This is a genomic window from Streptomyces alboniger, assembly GCF_008704395.1.
Classification (GTDB): Bacteria; Actinomycetota; Actinomycetes; order Streptomycetales; family Streptomycetaceae; genus Streptomyces; species Streptomyces alboniger.
Map to the genome: position 1 here is coordinate 1,488,194 of NZ_CP023695.1, position 18,136 is coordinate 1,506,329.

Below are 18,136 nucleotides of genomic sequence, written 5' to 3' on the forward strand. Positions count from 1 at the left end.
CGTGACCGACGCACACACCGCAGGCCCCTTCATCGCGGCCATCGACCAGGGCACCACCTCGAGCCGCTGCATCGTCTTCGACAAGGACGGCCGGATCGTCTCCGTCGACCAGAAGGAGCACGAGCAGATCTTCCCGAAGCCGGGATGGGTCGAGCACGACGCCACCGAGATCTGGACCAACGTCCAGGAGGTCGTCGCCGGGGCCGTGTCCAAGGCCGGCATCACCCGCGACGACATCAAGGCGATCGGCATCACCAACCAGCGTGAGACCACGCTGCTGTGGGACAAGAACACCGGCGAGCCGGTGCACAACGCCATCGTCTGGCAGGACACCCGCACCGACGCGCTCTGCAAGGAGCTGGGGCGCAACGTCGGCCAGGACCGCTTCCGCCGCGAGACCGGCCTGCCGCTGGCCTCCTACTTCGCGGGCCCGAAGGCCCGCTGGCTGCTCGACAACGTCGAGGGCCTGCGGGAGCGCGCCGAGTCGGGCGACATCCTCTTCGGCACCATGGACTCCTGGGTCATCTGGAACCTGACCGGCGGGGTCGACGGCGGCAAGCACGTCACGGACGTCACCAACGCCTCCCGCACCATGCTGATGAACCTGCACAAGATGGAGTGGGACACGCGGATCTGCGAGTCCATCGGCGTCCCCGCGCAGATGCTCCCCGAGATCCGCTCCTCCGCCGAGGTCTACGGCGAGGTCACCGGCGGGCAGCTCGGCGACCTGCTCGGCGGCATCCCCGTCGCCTCCGCGCTCGGCGACCAGCAGGCGGCCCTGTTCGGCCAGACCTGTTTCGCCGAGGGCGAGGCCAAGTCCACGTACGGCACCGGCACGTTCATGCTCATGAACACCGGTGACAAGGCCATCAACTCCTACTCGGGCCTGCTGACCACGGTCGGCTACCAGATCGGCGACCAGAAGCCGGTCTACGCCCTGGAGGGGTCCATCGCGGTCACCGGTTCGCTGGTGCAGTGGATGCGCGACCAGATGGGCCTGATCAACTCCGCCGCCGAGATCGAGACGCTCGCGTCGTCGGTCGAGGACAACGGCGGTGCCTACTTCGTGCCGGCCTTCTCCGGTCTGTTCGCCCCGTACTGGCGCTCCGACGCCCGCGGTGTGATCGCCGGTCTGACCCGGTACGTCACCAAGGCGCACATCGCGCGCGCCGTCCTGGAGGCCACGGCCTGGCAGACCCGTGAGATCACCGACGCCATGACGAAGGACTCCGGCGTCGAGCTCGCGGCCCTCAAGGTCGACGGCGGCATGACCTCCAACAACCTGCTGATGCAGACCCTCTCGGACTTCCTCGACGCACCCGTGGTGCGCCCGATGGTGGCCGAGACGACCTGCCTCGGCGCCGCCTACGCCGCCGGTCTCGCCGTCGGCTTCTGGTCCTCGACCGACGAGCTGCGCGCCAACTGGCGGCGGGCCGCCGAATGGACCCCGAACATGGACGCGGGCACCCGCGACCGTGAGTACAAGAGCTGGCTGAAGGCCGTGGAACGGTCCATGGGCTGGCTCGATGAGAGTGGCGAGGAGTAAGACAATGACCACCCTGCAGAGCGTCCCTGCCCTCGGGACGCATCCGGCTGCCGGCCTCAACCCGAGCCGCGCCGAGACCCGGGAGCAGCTTTCCAAGGCGACGTACGACCTCCTGGTGATCGGCGGCGGAATCCTGGGCATCTCCACCGCCTGGCATGCCGCGCAGTCGGGACTGCGGGTGGCCCTGGTGGACGCCGGTGACTTCGCCGGCGCCACCTCCTCCGCCTCCTCCAAGCTGCTCCACGGCGGTCTGCGCTACCTCCAGACCGGCGCGGTGAAGCTGGTGGCGGAGAACCACTTCGAGCGTCGCGCGGTGTCCCGCCAGGTGGCCCCCCACCTGGCGAACCCGCTCACCTTCTACCTGCCGGTCTACAAGGGCGGCCCGCACGGCGCCGCCAAGCTGGGCGCGGGCGTCTTCGCGTACAGCGCGCTGTCCGCGTTCGGCGACGGCGTCGGCCACCTGCTGTCGCCCTCCAAGGCCGCGCAGGACGTGCCGGAGCTGCGCACCGACAACCTGAAGGCCGTCGCGGTCTACGGCGACGACCAGATGAACGACTCCCGCATGGCCCTGATGACGGTCCGCGCGGCCGTCGAGGCCGGTGCCGCCGTCCTCAACCACGCCGAGGTCACCGGACTGCGCTTCACCAAGGGCCGGGTCACGGGCGCGGAGCTGAAGGACCGCATGAGCGGCGACGAGTTCGGCGTCAACGCGCGCCTCGTGCTCAACGCCACCGGGCCGTGGGTCGACCACCTGCGCAAGATGGAGAACCCGGACGCCGCTCCCTCCATCCGCCTCTCCAAGGGCGCGCACCTGGTCCTCAAGCGCACCGCCCCGTGGAAGGCCGCGCTGGCCACGCCGATCGACAAGTACCGCATCACGTTCGCGCTGCCATGGGAGGACATGCTCCTGCTCGGTACGACGGACGAGGAGTTCGAGGGCGACCCGGCGGACGTCAAGGTGACCGAGGCCGACACCGCGCAGATCCTGGACGAGGCCGCGTTCTCCATCCGCGACCAGCAGCTGTCGCGCGACCTGATCACGTACTCCTTCGCGGGTCTGCGGGTGCTGCCCGGCGGTCCCGGCGACACCTCGAAGGCCAAGCGCGAGACGGTCGTCACCGAGGGCCGCGGCGGCATGCTGTCGGTCGCGGGCGGCAAGTGGACGACGTTCCGCCACATCGGCCGTACGGTCATGAAGAAGCTGGAGTCGCTTCCGGGCCATCCGCTCGGCGACGACTACGAGCCGATCTCCGAGCTGCCGAAGAAGCTGCCGCTGCCCGGCATCGCCAACCCGCGCGCCGTCGCCCACCGCCTGCTGGTGGACGGTCCGGCGCCCGGCCCGCGCATGGCCGCCGACACCGCCAAGCACCTGGCGACGCACTACGGCTCGCTCTCCTTCGACATCGCCCGCCTGGCGAACGAGAACCCCGAGCTGGCCGAGCGCGTCCACCCGGACGCCCCGGAGATCTGGGCCCAGGTCGTCTACGCCCGTGACAGCGAGTGGGCCGAGACGGCGGACGACGTGCTGCGCCGCCGTACGACGCTGACGATCCGCGGCCTCGCCACGGACGACGTCCGCGGCAAGGTCGAGGACCTGCTGAAGAAGAAGGCCTGACGGCCACGCAGCGGTGACATGTAAGGGGCAGCCTCCATAGGGGCTGCCCCTTACGCGTATCCGGGCCCTGGACCACCTGTGACGGGTCGCGGCAGCGGGCTACGATCCCAGGAACACCCGCTGACCCGCCCTGGAGTGATCAATGACTCTCCTGACGACCTGGCCGGAGGCCGGGCCGGAGACCGTGGTGCGCCGCACCTCGGAGCCCACTGAGATCGCCGCCGCGCTCGCCCCGATCGGCGTGCGGTACGAGCAGTGGCCGGTGCGCGAGGACGTGCCGGCCGACGCGGACAGTGACACGGTCCTCGCCGCGTACCGCACGGAGATCGACAAGCTCAACGCCGAGGAGGGCTTCAGGACCGTCGACGTGGTGGCGCTGCATCCCCCCGCCGACGGGGCCGACCCCGAGTGGCCGGTGAAGGCGGCGGCGGCCCGGCGGAAGTTCCTGGCCGAGCACACGCACGACGACGATGACGAGGTGCGCTTCTTCGTCGCGGGCGCCGGGATCTTCTACCTCCACGCGGCCGGTGAGGTGCACGCGGTCTACTGCGAGAAGGGCGATCTGCTCGGCGTGCCGCGCGGCACCACGCACTGGTTCGACATGGGCACCTCGCCCGCCTTCACGGCGATCCGCTTCTTCCACGAGGAGGACGGCTGGATAGGGAACTTCACGGGCAGCCCGATCGCGGACCGCTTCCCGGACTTCGACGCGATCCACGCGGGATACGCGGGGCGTGCGGGGCAGGCGGGGACCGCCGCGTGAGTGTCCGGTTCGACGTGGACGCCGTGGTGCTCGACATCGAGGGCACCACGAGCGCCACCGGGTTTGTGGTGGACGTGCTGTACCCGTACGCGCGCGAGCGGTTCGGCGCGCTGCTCGCCTCGCGGGGCGGGGAGCCCGAGGTGGCGCGGGCCGTCGCCCAGGTGCGGGCGGAGATCGGTGAGCCCGGCGCCGACGCGGCCCGGGTCGAGAAGGTGCTCGGCGAGTGGATCGACGAGGACCGCAAGGCCACGCCCCTGAAGACGCTCCAGGGCATCCTCTGGGCGGAGGGCTTCGCACGCGGGGACCTGGTCTCGCACTTCTACCCCGACGTCATCCCGGTCCTGCGGCGCTGGCACGGGGACGGGGTGCGGCTGTACGTCTACTCGTCGGGCTCGGTCGCGGCGCAGCGGGCGTGGTTCGCACACTCCGCCGAGGGCGATCTGCTGGGGCTCGTCAGCGGGTTGTACGACACCGAGAACGCGGGGCCCAAGCAGGAGCCGGACTCCTACCGGGCCATCGCCGCGAGCATCGGCACCGGCCTCGGGCGGCTGCTCTTCCTCTCCGACCGGCCCGGCGAGCTGGACGCGGCGCGGGCCGCGGGGTGGCGGGCCGTCGGTGTGCGCCGGGCCGGTGAGCCCTACGCGGACGCCGAGTTCGGTGACCACCCCTTGGCCTCGGCGTTCTCCGAGATCACCCTTGCCGCGAGGAGCAGTTCATGACCGGGACCACCCCTGCCACCGACGCTTTGGACCTGGCGGAGGCGGGGGCCGTGCTGGCCGCCGAGGCCGCGCGGTTCGCGGCGCTCGGCTGGATGCGGGGCACGTCCGGGAATCTGTCCCTGGTGCTGTCGCGGGACCCGCTGCGGCTCGCGGTCACCGCCAGCGGGCGGGACAAGGGCGAACTGACCGCGTCCGACGTGGTGTTGACGGACGGGGAGGGCGCGGCGGTCGGTCCGGGCCGCCCGTCGGCCGAGGCGGCCCTGCACGCGCGCGTGGCGCGGCTCACCGGCGCGGGGGCCGTCGTGCACGTCCACACCGTGGCTTCGGTGGTGATGGGCCGGCGCTCGCCCGAGGGAATCCCCTTCGAGGGCCTGGAGATGCTGAAGGGCCTCGGGCATCCGACGCACGAGGTCGCGGTGACCCTGCCGGTGATCGCGAACAGCCAGGACATGACGGAGCTGGGTGACCGCCTCGAAGCGGCGCTCACCCCGGGGATGCCGGCGGTCGTCGTGGCCGGACACGGGATCTACGTATGGGGCGCGGACCCCCGCGAGGCGCGGCACCGGGCCGAGGTCGTGGAGTGGCTGCTGGAGTTGGCGGCGGCTGGGGGCTGAGACTCCCACGGGCCGCGCCGCGCTCGGTTCCGGGCCGGCTCGCGCCGGGGCGATCGCCTTGGGCCGGTTCACCCCGGCTCTGGCACCCCGGCGCTGGCTCGCCCCCGCCTCGCCTCGCCCCGGTGCTGAAGAGCGGGGCCCGGGGACGAGGCCCGGGGACGGGGGCCAAGCGCGCTACTTCAGGCGGTCGCCCGGCAGCTCCCCCGCCCCCACCTCCAGCACGCCCCGCTCCGTGACCAGTGCCGTCACCAGGGAGCCCGGGGTCACGTCGAACGCGGGGTTGTGGCCGCGCGAGGCCGCCGGGGCCGTGCGGACGCCCGCCCACTCCAACACCTCGTCCTCGCCGCGCAGTTCGATATGGATGGCGTCGCCCGTCGCCGTGGCGAGGTCCACCGTCGTGGTGGGCGCCGCCACCATGAACGGGATGCCGGCGTGGGCGCACGCCAGGGCGACGGCGACCGTGCCGACCTTGTTGGCCGTGTCGCCGTTGGCGGCGATGCGGTCCGCCCCGACGATCGCCGCGTCGACCTCGCCCCGCAGGATCGTGCCCGCCGCGGCCCCGTCGGCCTGGACGTAGTGCGGGATGCCCTCCTGGACGAGTTCCCAGGCCGTCAGACGCGCCCCCTGGAGCAGCGGGCGGGTCTCGTCCGCGTACACCGCCTCGATCCGCCCCCTGGCATGCAGTTCGCGGATGACGCCGAGCGCCGTGCCCCAGCCCGCCGTGGCGAGGGCGCCGGTGTTGCAGTGGGTGAGGACGCGCAGGGGGCGGTCCGTACCGGGGCCGACGCGCTTGAGGAGCCAGTCCGCGCCGTGGGCGCCCATCGCGTGGTTGGCCTCCAGGTCCTCGCGGACGACCGCGTCCGCCTCCGCGAGCACCGCGGTGATGCCCTCGTCGACGCGGGCCGCCACCCGGTCCACGCACACCATCAGGTTCACCGCGGTGGGCCTCGCCGCGCGGACGCGGGCGATCTCCGCGTCCAGACGGTCACGGCCCCAGCCCTCGCGCTCGGCCTGCGCCATGGCGAGCGCCACCCCGTACCCGCCCGCCGCACCGATCGCGGGGGCGCCTCGGACGACCAGCCGCACGATGGCGTCGATCAGCTGGTCGACGGTGGTGACGTCGAGCCGCTCCAGGGTGTGCGGGAGTGCCGTCTGGTCGATGAGGGACAGGGACGGGTACGGCGTGCCGCCCGCCGCGGCCGCCGTCCACGTCACGGCGCGCAGATGCCGGCGGATCACCGGGGCGAATCCGAGCTGTTCATGGGCTCAACTCCGAAGGAACGAGGGCGATTCCGGCCCAGGAGGGAAGGGGCGCCGCCACCGTACCCGACGTGTGCCAACCACCTTCCGAGAGGCTCGTGGGACCGCACGGAACCCGCTGTCGCCCTCACCGCCCCCACCGCTCCCCCGGTGTCCTGTTCGGTGCCCCCGCCTCGGCGGCGTACGCGATGATCCTCGCCGTGGAACCACCACCGCCAGGAGCCGGAGCCCCCTCATGACGTCCCTCACCGACGCCCTGCCCGTCACCCGTGTCCCGCGCACCGGCCTGCCCTGCCGGGCCGTCGTGGTCGGCGACCCGGGCCGCGCTGCCGCCGTCGCCGACCTGCTGACCGACGCGAAGGAGGTCTCGTACCACCGCGAGTACCGCACCTTCACCGGCACCTGGCAGGGCACCGAGGTCGTCGTCGCCTCGCACGGCGTCGGCGCCCCCGGCGCGATCCTGCTCTTCCAGGAGCTGGCCGAGGCCGGTGTCCGCACGTTCCTGCGGCTCGGCACGGCGGGCGCGATCCGCCCCGGCATCCGGGACGGCGACCTGGTCATCGCGGACGCGGCGGTACGCGACGACGGCGTGACCCAGCAGCTGATCCCCGCCGAGTACCCGGCGTTCTCCGCCCCCGAGGCGGTCGTCGCCCTCCAGCGCGCGGCCCGGGAGGCCGGTGCCCCCTACCACCGGGGCGTGGTGTGGACACGGGCGGCGTTCCAGCCGGGCTTCCTGCCGCTGCCCGGCGAGGCGTACGCGGCGGCGGGCGTCGCCGCCATCGAGATGGAGCTGTCCGCGCTGTACGTCTTCGCCTCGACGCACGGCCTGACCGCGGGCGGCGCGCTGGTCGTGGACGGAGCGAACGCCGACGACCTGGTCGACGAGGACGACCCCTTCTCGACGGGCGGCTACGACCCGCACCGTGACGTGGTCGCCCGAGGGGTCGACCGGGGCGCCCGGATAGCCTTGGACGCGCTGCGTCTGCTGGCCGCGGCCGAGCACTGAACGACGTAGTGACCAGGAGTACGGAACCGATGCGCCCCACCGACCTGCCGGCCCAGGCCCGCGGCGGCCCGACGGACCTGCTGGTGCACGGAGGTGACGTGCTGACCGTCGACGCGGAGGGCACGGTCGTGCCGAACGGCGCCGTGGCCGTGCGCGCCGGACGCGTCGTCGAGGTGGGCCCCGCGCAGCGGCTGCGCACGGCGTACGAGGCCGCCGAGGAGATCGACGCCCGGGGCTGCCTCGTTATGCCGGGTCTCATCAACACGCACACGCACCTCGCGATGAACGTGCTGCGCGGCATCGCCGACGACGTCACGTTGCAGGGCTTCCTTGACCGGGTGATCCCGCGCGAGGCCGAGATCCTCTCGCCGGCCACGGTGCGGGCGGCCCTCGGCGCCGCGATCGCCGAGTCGGTGCGCGGCGGGGTCACCACCGCGCTGGACATGTACTGGTTCCACGAGGCCGCCGAGGCCGTGGCCCGCGAGGCCGGGTGGCGGCTGCTCACCGGGCCGACGTTCATGGACGTGCCGGGCCCGCCGGACGGGCGCCCCTACGCGCGCCGGATCGGCTGGGCGGCCGCCGACCTGGCATCCCGCGCCCCCGCCCCCGGCAGCCGCCGCGTCGTCTTCGCGCACTCCGCCTACACGCTGGGCCCCGCACAGCTGACGGAGATCACCGCGCTCGCCCGGGAGCACGACGCCCTGCTGCACCTCCACGCCGCCGAGAACGCGGGCGAGGTGGCGATGGTCGCCGAGCGGTACGGCATGCGCCCCGTGGAGCTGCTCGACTCGCTCGGCGTCCTCGGCCCCGACACGCTGCTCGCGCACGCCGTCGACCTCACCGACGCGGAGATCGCGACGCTGGCCCGCACGGGCACGGCCGTCGCGCACTGCCCGGTGTCGAACCTGAAGCTGGGCTGCGGCATCGCGCGCGTGCCCGAGCTGCTCGACGCGGGCGTCACGGTGGGGCTCGGCACGGACGGCGCCGTCAGCTCCAACACGCTGGACGTGCTGGGCGCGGTGAAGGTCGCCGCGCTCGTGCACAAGGCGGGCGGCGACCCCACGGCGGTCGGCGCCGAGCAGGCCGTGCGCATGGCGACGATCGAGTCGGCGCGGGCACTCGGCCTCGGCGACCAGCTGGGCTCGCTGGAGGCGGGCAAACGCGCCGACCTGATCGTGCTGGACCTGGACCGGCCGCACCTCGCGCCCCGGCATGACCCGTGGTCGACGCTCGCGTACGCGGCCGCGTCCGGTGACGTGCGGGACACCGTCGTCGACGGGCGGATTCTGATGCGCGGGCGCACCCTGCGTACGCTGGACGAACCGGCTGTCCTGCGCGCCCTGCGGGACGCGGCGACCGACCCCGAAGTGACGAGCACCGTATGACGCCCGACGTACCCGCCCCCACCGCCTCCTACGAGCCCACCCGCGGCTTCACCGGCCGCGCCCGCGCCGCCGACCGCGACCCGCGCCTGCCGCCCGGCCAGTACGACGCGCGCGACGGCTGGCCCGTCCTGTCCGCCGAGGTGACCCCGCGGCTGACCGCCGCCGAGTGGACGTTCCGTATCGACGGGCTCGTGGCGGCGCCGCGCACCTGGACCTGGGACGAGGCGCACGCGCTGCCTCCTTCCGAGTACCGCGGCGACATCCACTGCGTGACCAGCTGGTCCAAGTTCGGGGTGCGCTTCGGCGGGGTGAGCCTGGACACGTTCCTCGCCGCCGCCCGCCCCCTCCCCGGGGCCTCGCACGTCGTCGCGTACTCCCACACCGGCTACACCACCAGCCTGCCGCTCGATGACGTGACGGGCGGCAAGGCGTGGATCGTCTGGGAGTACGAGGACGGGCCGCTGCCCGCCGAGCACGGCGGGCCCGCCCGGCTGATCGTGCCCCACCTCTACTTCTGGAAGAGCGCCAAGTGGATCGCGGGGCTGCGCCTGCTGGACCGCGACGAGCCGGGCTTCTGGGAGCAGAACGGCTACCACCACCGGGGCGACCCGTGGGCCGAGGAGCGTTACGCAGGTGACTGAGAACCCGCAGGACGTCTTCGTGCCGCCGACGCGGTTCGCCGTGCCCGGCCGGATCGCCGTGAGCGGCGGCGCCGCGGCCCTGTGGCAGCGCGCGCTGATCACGGACATCCGCCGGGAGACCCCGGCCGTTTCGACGTTCCGTCTCAAGGTCCCCGACTGGCAGGGGCACTTGCCCGGCCAGCACCTCATGCTGCGGCTCACGGCGGCGGACGGCTACGTCGCCCAGCGGCACTACTCCATCGCCTCCGCGCCCGAGGGGAGCGGCGAGATCGAGCTGACCCTCGACCATGTGCCCGGCGGGGAGGTGTCGGGGCATCTGCACACCGTCGCCCGCGTGGGCGACACGGTCGAGGTGCGCGGGCCGCTGTCCGGCTTCTTCGCCTGGCCGGGCGACCGCCCCGCACTGCTGCTCGGCGCCGGGTCGGGCGTGGTGCCGCTGATGTCGATGGTCCGCCACCACCGCCGCACGGGCCTCGGCCTGCCCCTGCGCCTGGTCGTCTCGGCGCGCACGCCCGAGGACCTGATCTACGCCGACGAGTACGCCGATGAGACCACCGTCGTCCTGACCCGCACCGAAGGCCGTCTGAGCGCGGGGCACTTGGCGCCCTTCCTGGGCGACGGGGGGCGGCCCGAGGGCGGCTGGGAAGCGTACATCTGCGGCTCCAACGGTTTCGCGGAGCACGCCTCACGGCTTCTGGTGGAGGGCGGCCAGCCGGTGGACCGGATCAGGATCGAACGCTTCGGCTGAAGCCGCGCCGCGCCGCGCCGCGCAGGGGACATAATCGGCTCACACATCGGATGTCTGTCGAACGTCGGATGTCTGTCGATTGCTGCTTCTTGAGGCGAGGTCCCCATGGCTGTCACCGACGAAGCCATCGAGAAGATCAAGGAAATGATCGTCTCGGGTGTGCTGCGTCCCGGCGACCGGCTCCCCAAGGAGAGCGAACTCGCCGCCGGCCTCGGCCTCTCCCGCAACTCCCTGCGCGAGGCGGTCCGCGCCCTCTCGCTGATGCGCATCCTCGACGTGCGCCAGGGCGACGGCACGTACGTAACCAGTCTGGACCCCCAACTCCTCCTGGAGGCGCTGGGTTTCGTCGTCGACTTCCACCGCGACGACACGGTCCTGGAGTTCCTCGGCGTGCGCCGCATCCTCGAACCGGCGGCCACCGCGATGGCCTGCGCCCGCATCACGGAGGAGGAGCTGGACGCGCTGACCCGACAGTTGGACGATCTGGGGGACGCGCCCTCCGTGGAGGAGCTGGTCGCCTGCGACCTGGAGTTCCACCGCGGCATCGTCCAGTCGTCCGGGAACTCCGTTCTGTGCTCCCTGCTCGACGGTCTGTCCGGGCCCACCACCCGGGCCCCCGTCCGGCGCGGCCTGACCCAGGAGGACGCCGTCAGCCGCACGCTCCACGAGCACCACGCGATCCTGACGGCGCTGCGCGACCGGGACGCGGAGGCGGCGAGGTCCTGGGCGACCGTGCACATCGCGAGCGTGGAGCGGTGGCTGCGCTCCACGCTGTGACACCGGCGCACTCCACTGCGTGACGAGGTTCGCGTCTCCGCCCGAACCCGCCGTTTCCCGGCGCCTCCCCTGGGCAGTGATCATGCACTCCCCCACGCAAGGGGGCTGCGGAGGGCCCCCGCCGACGCCGTAAGGTTGGGGCGTACGCAAGGGAACGTCGGAAGGAGGCCTGGGTGATCGAGCTCGAGGGGGTTCCCGAGCTGGTCGACCCGGTCATGGTGGCCGCGTTCGAGGGCTGGAACGACGCCGGCGACGCCGCCTCCACCGCGGTCGCGCACCTCGACAAGGAGTGGAAGGGCGAGGTGTTCGCGGCGCTGGACGCCGAGGACTACTACGACTTCCAGGTCAACCGCCCGACCGTCTGGCTCGACGACGGGGTCCGCAAGATCACGTGGCCGACGACCCGGCTCTCGGTGGTCCGCGTCGGCGGCGACAAGCCGCGTGACCTCGTCCTGGTCCGCGGAATCGAGCCGTCCATGCGCTGGCGGTCGTTCTGCAACGAGATCCTCGGCTTCGCCCACGAGCTGGGCGTCGAACTGGTAGTGATCATGGGTGCGCTGCTGGGTGACACCCCGCACACCCGTCCCGTCCCGGTCAGCGGCGTCACGTCCGACCCGGACCTGGCGCGCACGATGGACCTGGAGGAGACCAAGTACGAGGGCCCGACGGGCATCGTCGGCATCCTCCAGGAGGCGTGCACGCACGCGGGCGTCCCGGCCGTCAGCCTCTGGGCCGCCGTCCCGCACTACGTCTCGCAGCCGCCGAACCCCAAGGCCACGCTCGCGCTCCTCAACCGCCTGGAAGACCTGATCGACCTGCGCATCCCGCTGGGCGAGCTGGCCGAGGACGCGCGCGCCTGGCAGTTGGGCGTCGACCAGCTGGCCGCCGAGGACAGCGAGGTCGCCGAGTACGTCCAGTCCCTGGAGGAGGCGCGGGACACCGCCGAACTCCCGGAGGCCTCGGGCGAGGCCATCGCCCGGGAGTTCGAGCGCTATCTGCGGCGGCGTGACGGGGACGGAGGGGCGTTCCTGCGCGACGCTCCGGCCGACCGGACGCGCCCGCCGAAGCCCAAGCCCAGCCCGCGGGCCGGCCAGGACGCCGAAGGGCCGGGCGCCGAGGGCGAGAGCGACGGCGAGGGTTCCGGCGCGGCCGATTCCTCGGACGACTGAGGCTTCTTTCCCACCAGTAGGGCGGTTCCCGTACGGGGGCCGCCCTACTGCTGTGTCTCTTGCCGCCGTGCCTGTGGCTTGCCGCGCCTGTGGCCGAATTGCACGGGTTTCCCTTTTCAACTTCTTCTCAAACACCGTTGCTCAAAACAGGGGTGGACGTCTCGGTCCGCGAGGAGCAGGGTGTGCCCCGAAGGCGCGGCGCAGCGCCCGGCACGGCACCCGAAGGAGCGAAGGGAGCGGTGAAGCGATGACCGACCAGGCAGACCCGGTACGGGAACCAGGCGCCGGCGGGCCGGGCCCCGACGGGGCGGGATTCACCTACCGAGGAGCCGAGCAGGAGCTGATCGTCGTGGCCCGGCCCGAGGCCCGGCTGCGGGCCGCGGAGCGGGAGGTCCACTCGGCGTCCGGCTCCGACGTGTCGGCCCTCAACATGTTCCTCTCCGACGAACAGCTCGCCCTGGAACCGCTGTTCGGCAACGAGGACCGGCTGCGGGCCGCCGCCCCCACCCGCATCGCCGAGGACGACGTGCCCGACCTGGCCCTCTTCTACCGTGTGCGCGGCGGCGAGGACCGGGCGCAGGAGCTGCGCTCGCGGATGGCGGCGCTGCCCGGCATCGACACGGCGTACGTCAAGCCGGGCGCCGTCCCGGCGTCCGTCGACCCCTCGCCGACCGGCCCGCCCGACCTCGACGAGACGTCCTCGCGCCGCAAGGAGGGCATGCCGGCCACGCCCGACTTCACCGGCCGCCAGGGCTACCTGAACCCGGCGCCCGAGGGAGTCGACGCCCGCTGGGCCTGGCAGCGCCTCGGCGGCTCGGGCGAGGGCGTCACGGTCATCGACGTCGAGGGCGCCTGGCAGCTGCGCCACGAGGACCTCGCCGCCAAGCTGGCGGGCGTCGTACTCGGCACGCCCCTCCAGGACCTGGCCTGGCGCAACCACGGCACCGCCGTCATCGGCGTCATCGGCGGCGACCGCAACGGCCTCGGCATCACCGGTATCGCGCCGCAGGCCGTGACGGCGGCCGCCTCCTTCCAGCCGCTCGGCACGGCTGCCACCATCCACGCGGCGGCCGAGCGGCTGGGCCGCGGCGACATCATCCTGATCGAACTGCACCGCCCGGGGCCGAGGTTCGACTTCGAGCGGCGCGACGACCAGAAGGGGTACGTCGCGATCGAGTGGTGGCCGGACGACTACGCCGCGGTGCGCCATGCCACGGCGAAGGGCGTGCTCGTGGTGGCCGCCGCGGGCAACGGCGGCGAGTCCCTCGACGACGCGGTGTACGAGCGCGGGCCGGACGGTTTCCCCTCCTGGTGGCGCAACCCGTTCAACCCCTCCAACCGTTCCTCGGGCGCGGTCCTGATCGGCGCGGGCGCACCGCCGCCCGGCACGCACGGCCGCGACCACGGACCCGACCGCTCGCGCCTCGCGTTCTCCAACTTCGGCGGCCGCGTGGACGCGCAGGGCTGGGGCCGCGAGACCACCACGACCGGCGGCTTCTGGGACCGGCCCGGTGACCTCCAGGGCGGCACCGAGGAGATCGCCTGGTACACCGACACGTTCTCCGGCACGTCCTCCGCGTCGACGATCGTGGTCGGGGCACTGGCCACGCTGCAAGGCATGCTGAAGGCCGCGGGCCAGCAGCCGATGACGCCGGACCGGGCCCGTGCCGTACTGCGCTGCACGGGCTCGCCGCAGCAGGACGCGCCGGGCAGGCCCGCGTCGCAGCGGATAGGCAACCGCCCCGACATCAAGGCGGCGGTCGCGAACCTGCTGCCGTCGGCGGTGGGTTCGGGGCGGGCCGAGCGGTACTGGGACGAGCTGCTCCCGTATCCGCCGCAACTCCCGCCGAGGCTCCGGCTGTTCGTGGCCGGAGAGTGGCGCAACCTCGTCAACCCGTCCCCGGAGACGCGCCAGGCGGTGCACGCCGCCTTCGCCGGGGGCCGGCCGGACGTACGCGTCTGGTACACGGACGACGAGATCGTCGGCCTGGTCGTGACGGGTTGACGGTACGACCAGTACGGGCTGAAGGACACAACCATTGAGGGAAGGTGGCACCCGCATGAGCACCACCCCGCAGATGAGTCAGTCGGGACAGCAGCACCAGGGCCCGAGCACAGCCCCGCCGCAGCAGGAACAGCAGCAAGGGCAGCAGCAGGGCCGACAGCAGTTCGGTCCCCAGCAGGGCATCCAGGGCCAGCAGGGCTTCCAAGGGCAGCAGCCGGGCATGCAGGGACAAGGCATGCAGGGGCAGGGCATGCAGGGGCAGGGCATGCAGGGGCAGGGCATGCAGTCCGGTGGCCAGGGGACGCAGCAGATCCCGCCGCAGCTGCACCGGCAGATCCAGCAGCTCGGGCAGCAGCAGCCGTTCCAGCAACTGCTCCAGCAGTTCGGCCAGGAGCAGCAGCAGATCCCGCAGGCGCAGGCGCCCGAGATCTCCACGCAGGCGCTCGCGTCGAACGTGGCGACGGCGTTCTGGGACGTCGTCGAGCCCCTTCCGGGCCAGGCGTCGACCCTCTATCTGTACATCGAGGACACCTGGAGGGCGTTCATCGATCCCAGCCCGCACACCCACGACGAGGTCCAGAGGGCGTTCGCCTTCGGGCACCAGGTGATCGGCTACTACGACTCCGCCAACCCGTCGTACCTGCTGGCCATCGTGGTCAGCAAGTGACCCGCACGCGAGTCGCGCGCCTCGCGTGAACACACGGCGGCGCCGGGCGGAGGGTTCCCCGCCCGGCGCCGCTCCCTTGCGCCCGCGCGCGGTCGACCGCGTCTACGCGCAGGTGAACCGGGCCGCCGCCCAGTCCGCGTGGTCCCCGCTCCTGGACCCGTTGGTGTCCGTCACCTTCAGCTCCACGTGCCGGGCTCCGCGCACGTCGACGTCCACCGGGACGGTCGCCGACGCGCCCGTCACCTTCGGCGAGGTCCACAGCACCTTGCCGTCGGCCTCGACCGAGAAGGCCACCTCTCCGTAGCCGTTGATCTCGTCGTCGATGCCCACGTCGGCGGTGAACGCGGAGCAGCGTCCGCCCGGATAGACCTCGATGACGGAGTTGGCGTGCGTGCCGATCCCCTTCTCGTACGTCTTTCCGGCGAGGGTCAGTGTGCGGCCGTCGCCGGCGCCCGACTCGCCGTTGCTGCGGTCGCGTTCGGCGGGACCGTAGCCGTTGGTGGACTTCAGCCACACCATGTCGCTCGCCCAGGTGTCCTTGCCGGGGGCCTCGGGCATCACACCGAGCGCGAACCGCTGGAGGGCGGTGCGGTCCTGGCCTGCCGAGCGGTAGCGGGCGGTCGCGGTGAGCGGCTGTTCGCCCGGGTCCGCGCCCTTGGGCGGGGTGACGGCCACCTCGACGCGGCGCGTGGTGCCCGCCGGGATCCGCCCGGTCTTCGTGGCGGCGACGGTCCATCCCCCGGGCGCGTCGAGGGTGACGTCCACGTCGGTGGCGTCCTTCGTGCCCGCCGTGACGTCGACGGCGACCTTGCCCGGCGTGCCCGCGCCGAGCTCCTGGCCCGCGGGCACACCGACGGTGGCGGCCGCGCCGGGCACGGCACCGCCGACGGCGCTTGTGTCGTCGAGGGTCAGTTCGAAGGCGCGGCCGGTCCGCAGAGAAGGCGTCTTGACCTTCACCACGCCGCCGCGGTCGTCCCGGTCGTAGAACCAGCCCCGCCCGGCCTTCTCGTACGCGCCCTTGGACGCGAGCCGCGGCAGCGCGCGTCCGTCCAGCTCGACGCGGCTCGGCGCGTCCCCGGTGTGCAGCGTGAACGCGTAGGGCCTGCTGCTCTGCTTGCCCTTGAACTCGCCCTCGCTCGCGCCGATCCGCACGCTGACGTCGCCCGCTCCGGAGCGCGGTGCCCGCACGTCGGCGCGCTGTGTGGCGTACTCGCCTGCGCGGTGGCGCCGGGTCACGCCGTCGTCCTCGTACAGCTCGAAGGAGGACTTCCCCTGCGGGTAGATGTCCCAGGCGAGCGGCGAGTCGGCTTCGCGGTCCTCGTAGGAGCGTATTCCGCCGGGCCACATGGGCACGCTCGCGCCGCCCCTGACGAACAGCGGCAGGGTGTCGAGGGGCGCGCTGTAGCCGTCGACGGTGGTGGGGCCCCGGTAGATGCGCCCGCTCCAGTAGTCGGTCCAGGTGCCCTTCGGCAGGTAGATGCCGTCGCGGGTGGCGGTGTCCTTGTAGACGGGTGCGACGAGGAAGTCCTCGCCGGTCAGGAATTCGTACTTGGCGGCGTCGGTCGGGGCCTTCGGGTCGTCCGGGTACTCCAGGGCCAGCGGACGCACGGCGCCCACCCCGGTCTTCGTCGCCTCATGGGCGTACGAGTAGAGGTAGGGCAGCAGTGACTCGTGCAGCTTCAGGTACCTGCGGTTGATGGAGGTGTACGGCTCGCCGTAGCGGAAGGGCTGCTTGTCGCTGGCGGCCCAGCCGTCCATCGTCATCGTGACCGGCAGGAACATCTTCCACTGGAGGTCGCGTACGTACGTCTTGGGGCTGCCGCCGAAGATGCCGTCGACGTCACCGGTCGTGTAGGCGAGGCCGGACATGGTGGACCCGGCGTAGGTGGGGATCTGCCAGCGGATGTACTCCCAGCTGCCGCTCTGGTCGCCGGACCACTGCACGCCGCAGCGCTGCGCGCCGGACCAGCTCTCTGGGGCCCAGGTGAAACCGCGGGCGTCGCTGTGGTCCTCGATGCCCTTGTAGGCGTCCTTGCAGCCGTCCAGCGCCTTCTTGTAGCCGTCGCCGACCCAGGCGACGTCCAGCTTGGCGACGCGCTGGCCCGCCTTGACCTGCTCGGCGATCTTTTCGAGGCCGTCCTCGGTCCACAGGCCCATCTTCATCTTGCGTTCGGCGAGGCCCTTGGAGGTCTCGGGGAGGTCCTCGTAGCCGCAGCCGTAGCCGTCGTTGACGAGCATCCAGCCGTTGGGCATGTCGTGCTGGACATAGCCGTCGGCGACCTTGAGGGAGTCCAGGGTGCGCCGCTCACCGCGGTTGGCGTTGTGGAGGTAGCAGTCGGCGTCGCCGATCTCCATGCCGTAGACGGGCGGCAGGAAGGGCTTGCCGGTGAGCCGGGTGTACTGCCCGATGACGTCCTTGGCCGCATCGTCGCCCTTGCCCGCGAAGTAGTAGGCGTCGAAGCGCTGTTCCTTCGCGGTGGCGGTCACGGGCTCCGCGAAGTCGTAGGTGTTGGGGGCGTAGGTGTTCCGGAAGACGCCGTAACCGGCCGTGGAGAGGTAGAACGGCACGGAGTTGGGGTGCCCGCCGTCGTTCCACTCGTAGTCGACGCTGACCTCGACCTTCTTGCCGCGGTGCGAGGTGTTGCCGCGGCCGTTCTGCATCCCGGCTCCGTAGAACTGCTCGTCGGCGCCGCGCGCGAGGCTCTGCGTGGTCGTGTCCTTCGTCCAGGTGAGGCCCTTGGTCTCGGCCCACACCCGGGTGCCGTCGGCGCGGTACAGGGCGAAGCGCAGCGGCGACTTGTAGGCGCGCAGCGTCACCTTGGAGGTGCTCAGCTCGTAACGGTCGCCCTTCTCCCTCCACTTGGTGCGCGGCACCTTCCCCTGGGGCAGGACGATGTCCTTGCCCGTGGGGTCGGTGAACGTGCCGTCGGGGGCGAGTTCGATGCGGAAGGTCTCCGCGGAGACGAAGCTGACGCGGGCGACGGCGGCACCGGCGGTCAGCCGGTAAACGCCCCCCTCGGCATCGAACCCGGTGACGTCCCCGACGGTGGTGGTCTCGTCGGCGGCCCGCGCGGCCTCGCCGCCGGGCACGGCGAACACCGCGAGCAGCCCCAACAGGACACCACCGACGGCCGCTCTTAAGCGCGTAGGAGATCTCATGCGGGAGGTCTAGCGCGTCAACGGGCCCCGGGGCCATGGACTTTACTGGGCCGCTCCTGGAC

General features: G+C 72.4%; 15 protein-coding genes. 13 read left to right on the forward strand and 2 right to left on the reverse strand.

What is annotated here, in order from left to right:
- Position 1 precedes the first annotated feature (1 nt).
- The 5 genes from glpK (at position 2) to mtnB (ending at position 5,257) form a co-directional block, all read left to right on the forward strand.
- On the forward strand, positions 2 to 1,546 hold the full coding sequence (gene glpK, locus CP975_RS06440) for a glycerol kinase GlpK (RefSeq protein WP_055529832.1): 1,545 nt from the start codon (positions 2 to 4) through the stop codon (positions 1,544 to 1,546).
- Positions 1,547 to 1,550: 4 nt separating this feature from the next.
- On the forward strand, positions 1,551 to 3,161 hold the full coding sequence (locus CP975_RS06445) for a glycerol-3-phosphate dehydrogenase/oxidase (protein ID WP_150476655.1): 1,611 nt from the start codon (positions 1,551 to 1,553) through the stop codon (positions 3,159 to 3,161).
- 142 nt (positions 3,162 to 3,303) lie between these two features.
- Entirely contained in the window at positions 3,304 to 3,924 is a 621-nt protein-coding gene (locus CP975_RS06450) for a 1,2-dihydroxy-3-keto-5-methylthiopentene dioxygenase (RefSeq protein WP_055529828.1), read from the forward strand.
- Entirely contained in the window at positions 3,921 to 4,643 is a 723-nt protein-coding gene (gene mtnC / locus CP975_RS06455; RefSeq protein ID WP_055529826.1) for an acireductone synthase, read from the forward strand. Before CP975_RS06450 ends, mtnC begins: the two co-directional genes overlap by 4 nt.
- Complete coding sequence (gene mtnB / locus CP975_RS06460) at positions 4,640 to 5,257, forward strand: methylthioribulose 1-phosphate dehydratase (protein ID WP_055529824.1); 618 nt, start codon at positions 4,640 to 4,642, stop codon at positions 5,255 to 5,257. The genes mtnC and mtnB overlap by 4 nt, the downstream gene beginning before the upstream one ends.
- A gap of 174 nt (positions 5,258 to 5,431) precedes the next feature.
- Here the strand turns inward: mtnB and mtnA are convergent, their stop codons facing one another.
- Positions 5,432 to 6,493 carry an S-methyl-5-thioribose-1-phosphate isomerase gene (mtnA, locus tag CP975_RS06465; RefSeq protein WP_055529848.1) on the reverse strand — a complete coding sequence of 354 codons (1,062 nt, stop codon included), beginning with the start codon at positions 6,491 to 6,493 and terminating at the stop codon, positions 5,432 to 5,434.
- 259 nt (positions 6,494 to 6,752) lie between these two features.
- Between mtnA and CP975_RS06470 the strand changes: the two genes are divergently transcribed.
- From CP975_RS06470 to CP975_RS06505, 8 genes are all read left to right on the forward strand, one after another.
- Positions 6,753 to 7,523: a nucleoside phosphorylase gene (locus CP975_RS06470; protein ID WP_150476656.1), complete on the forward strand. Its 771-nt coding sequence runs from the start codon at positions 6,753 to 6,755 to the stop codon at positions 7,521 to 7,523.
- A gap of 29 nt (positions 7,524 to 7,552) precedes the next feature.
- Entirely contained in the window at positions 7,553 to 8,908 is a 1,356-nt protein-coding gene (locus CP975_RS06475; RefSeq protein WP_055529822.1) for an amidohydrolase, read from the forward strand.
- The gene (locus tag CP975_RS06480) at positions 8,905 to 9,549 is read left to right on the forward strand and encodes a sulfite oxidase-like oxidoreductase (protein ID WP_055529820.1); all 645 of its coding nucleotides are present in this window, start codon (positions 8,905 to 8,907) and stop codon (positions 9,547 to 9,549) included. Before CP975_RS06475 ends, CP975_RS06480 begins: the two co-directional genes overlap by 4 nt.
- Positions 9,542 to 10,297, forward strand: coding sequence for a ferredoxin reductase (locus CP975_RS06485; protein WP_055529818.1), 756 nt, complete (start codon positions 9,542 to 9,544; stop codon positions 10,295 to 10,297). Before CP975_RS06480 ends, CP975_RS06485 begins: the two co-directional genes overlap by 8 nt.
- A 105-nt stretch (positions 10,298 to 10,402) precedes the next feature.
- Positions 10,403 to 11,074 carry a FadR/GntR family transcriptional regulator gene (locus tag CP975_RS06490; RefSeq protein ID WP_055529816.1) on the forward strand — a complete coding sequence of 224 codons (672 nt, stop codon included), beginning with the start codon at positions 10,403 to 10,405 and terminating at the stop codon, positions 11,072 to 11,074.
- A gap of 173 nt (positions 11,075 to 11,247) precedes the next feature.
- Positions 11,248 to 12,243, forward strand: a complete 996-nt coding sequence (locus tag CP975_RS06495; protein ID WP_055529815.1) for a PAC2 family protein — start codon at positions 11,248 to 11,250, stop codon at positions 12,241 to 12,243.
- Positions 12,244 to 12,490: 247 nt separating this feature from the next.
- The gene (locus CP975_RS06500; RefSeq protein WP_055529814.1) at positions 12,491 to 14,248 is read left to right on the forward strand and encodes a S8 family peptidase; all 1,758 of its coding nucleotides are present in this window, start codon (positions 12,491 to 12,493) and stop codon (positions 14,246 to 14,248) included.
- Positions 14,249 to 14,303: 55 nt separating this feature from the next.
- Positions 14,304 to 14,915, forward strand: a complete 612-nt coding sequence (locus CP975_RS06505) for a hypothetical protein (protein WP_055529813.1) — start codon at positions 14,304 to 14,306, stop codon at positions 14,913 to 14,915.
- Positions 14,916 to 15,017: 102 nt separating this feature from the next.
- On the opposite strand, the gene CP975_RS06510 is transcribed toward CP975_RS06505, so the two are convergent.
- A complete protein-coding gene (locus CP975_RS06510) occupies positions 15,018 to 18,074 on the reverse strand; it encodes an NPCBM/NEW2 domain-containing protein (RefSeq protein WP_055529812.1) in 3,057 nt (1,018 codons plus the stop codon).
- Positions 18,075 to 18,136 lie beyond the last annotated feature (62 nt).

Coding starts and splice junctions, on each gene's coding strand:
- CP975_RS06490 (WP_055529816.1), top strand. CDS start 10,403: ATGGCTGTCACCGACGAAGCCATCGAGAAGATCAAGGAAATGATCGTC.
- CP975_RS06500 (WP_055529814.1), top strand. CDS start 12,491: ATGACCGACCAGGCAGACCCGGTACGGGAACCAGGCGCCGGCGGGCCG.
- mtnB (WP_055529824.1), top strand. CDS start 4,640: ATGACCGGGACCACCCCTGCCACCGACGCTTTGGACCTGGCGGAGGCG.
- CP975_RS06450 (WP_055529828.1), top strand. CDS start 3,304: ATGACTCTCCTGACGACCTGGCCGGAGGCCGGGCCGGAGACCGTGGTG.
- CP975_RS06475 (WP_055529822.1), top strand. CDS start 7,553: ATGCGCCCCACCGACCTGCCGGCCCAGGCCCGCGGCGGCCCGACGGAC.
- CP975_RS06510 (WP_055529812.1), bottom strand. CDS start 18,074: ATGAGATCTCCTACGCGCTTAAGAGCGGCCGTCGGTGGTGTCCTGTTG.
- CP975_RS06470 (WP_150476656.1), top strand. CDS start 6,753: ATGACGTCCCTCACCGACGCCCTGCCCGTCACCCGTGTCCCGCGCACC.
- CP975_RS06480 (WP_055529820.1), top strand. CDS start 8,905: ATGACGCCCGACGTACCCGCCCCCACCGCCTCCTACGAGCCCACCCGC.
- CP975_RS06505 (WP_055529813.1), top strand. CDS start 14,304: ATGAGCACCACCCCGCAGATGAGTCAGTCGGGACAGCAGCACCAGGGC.
- CP975_RS06445 (WP_150476655.1), top strand. CDS start 1,551: ATGACCACCCTGCAGAGCGTCCCTGCCCTCGGGACGCATCCGGCTGCC.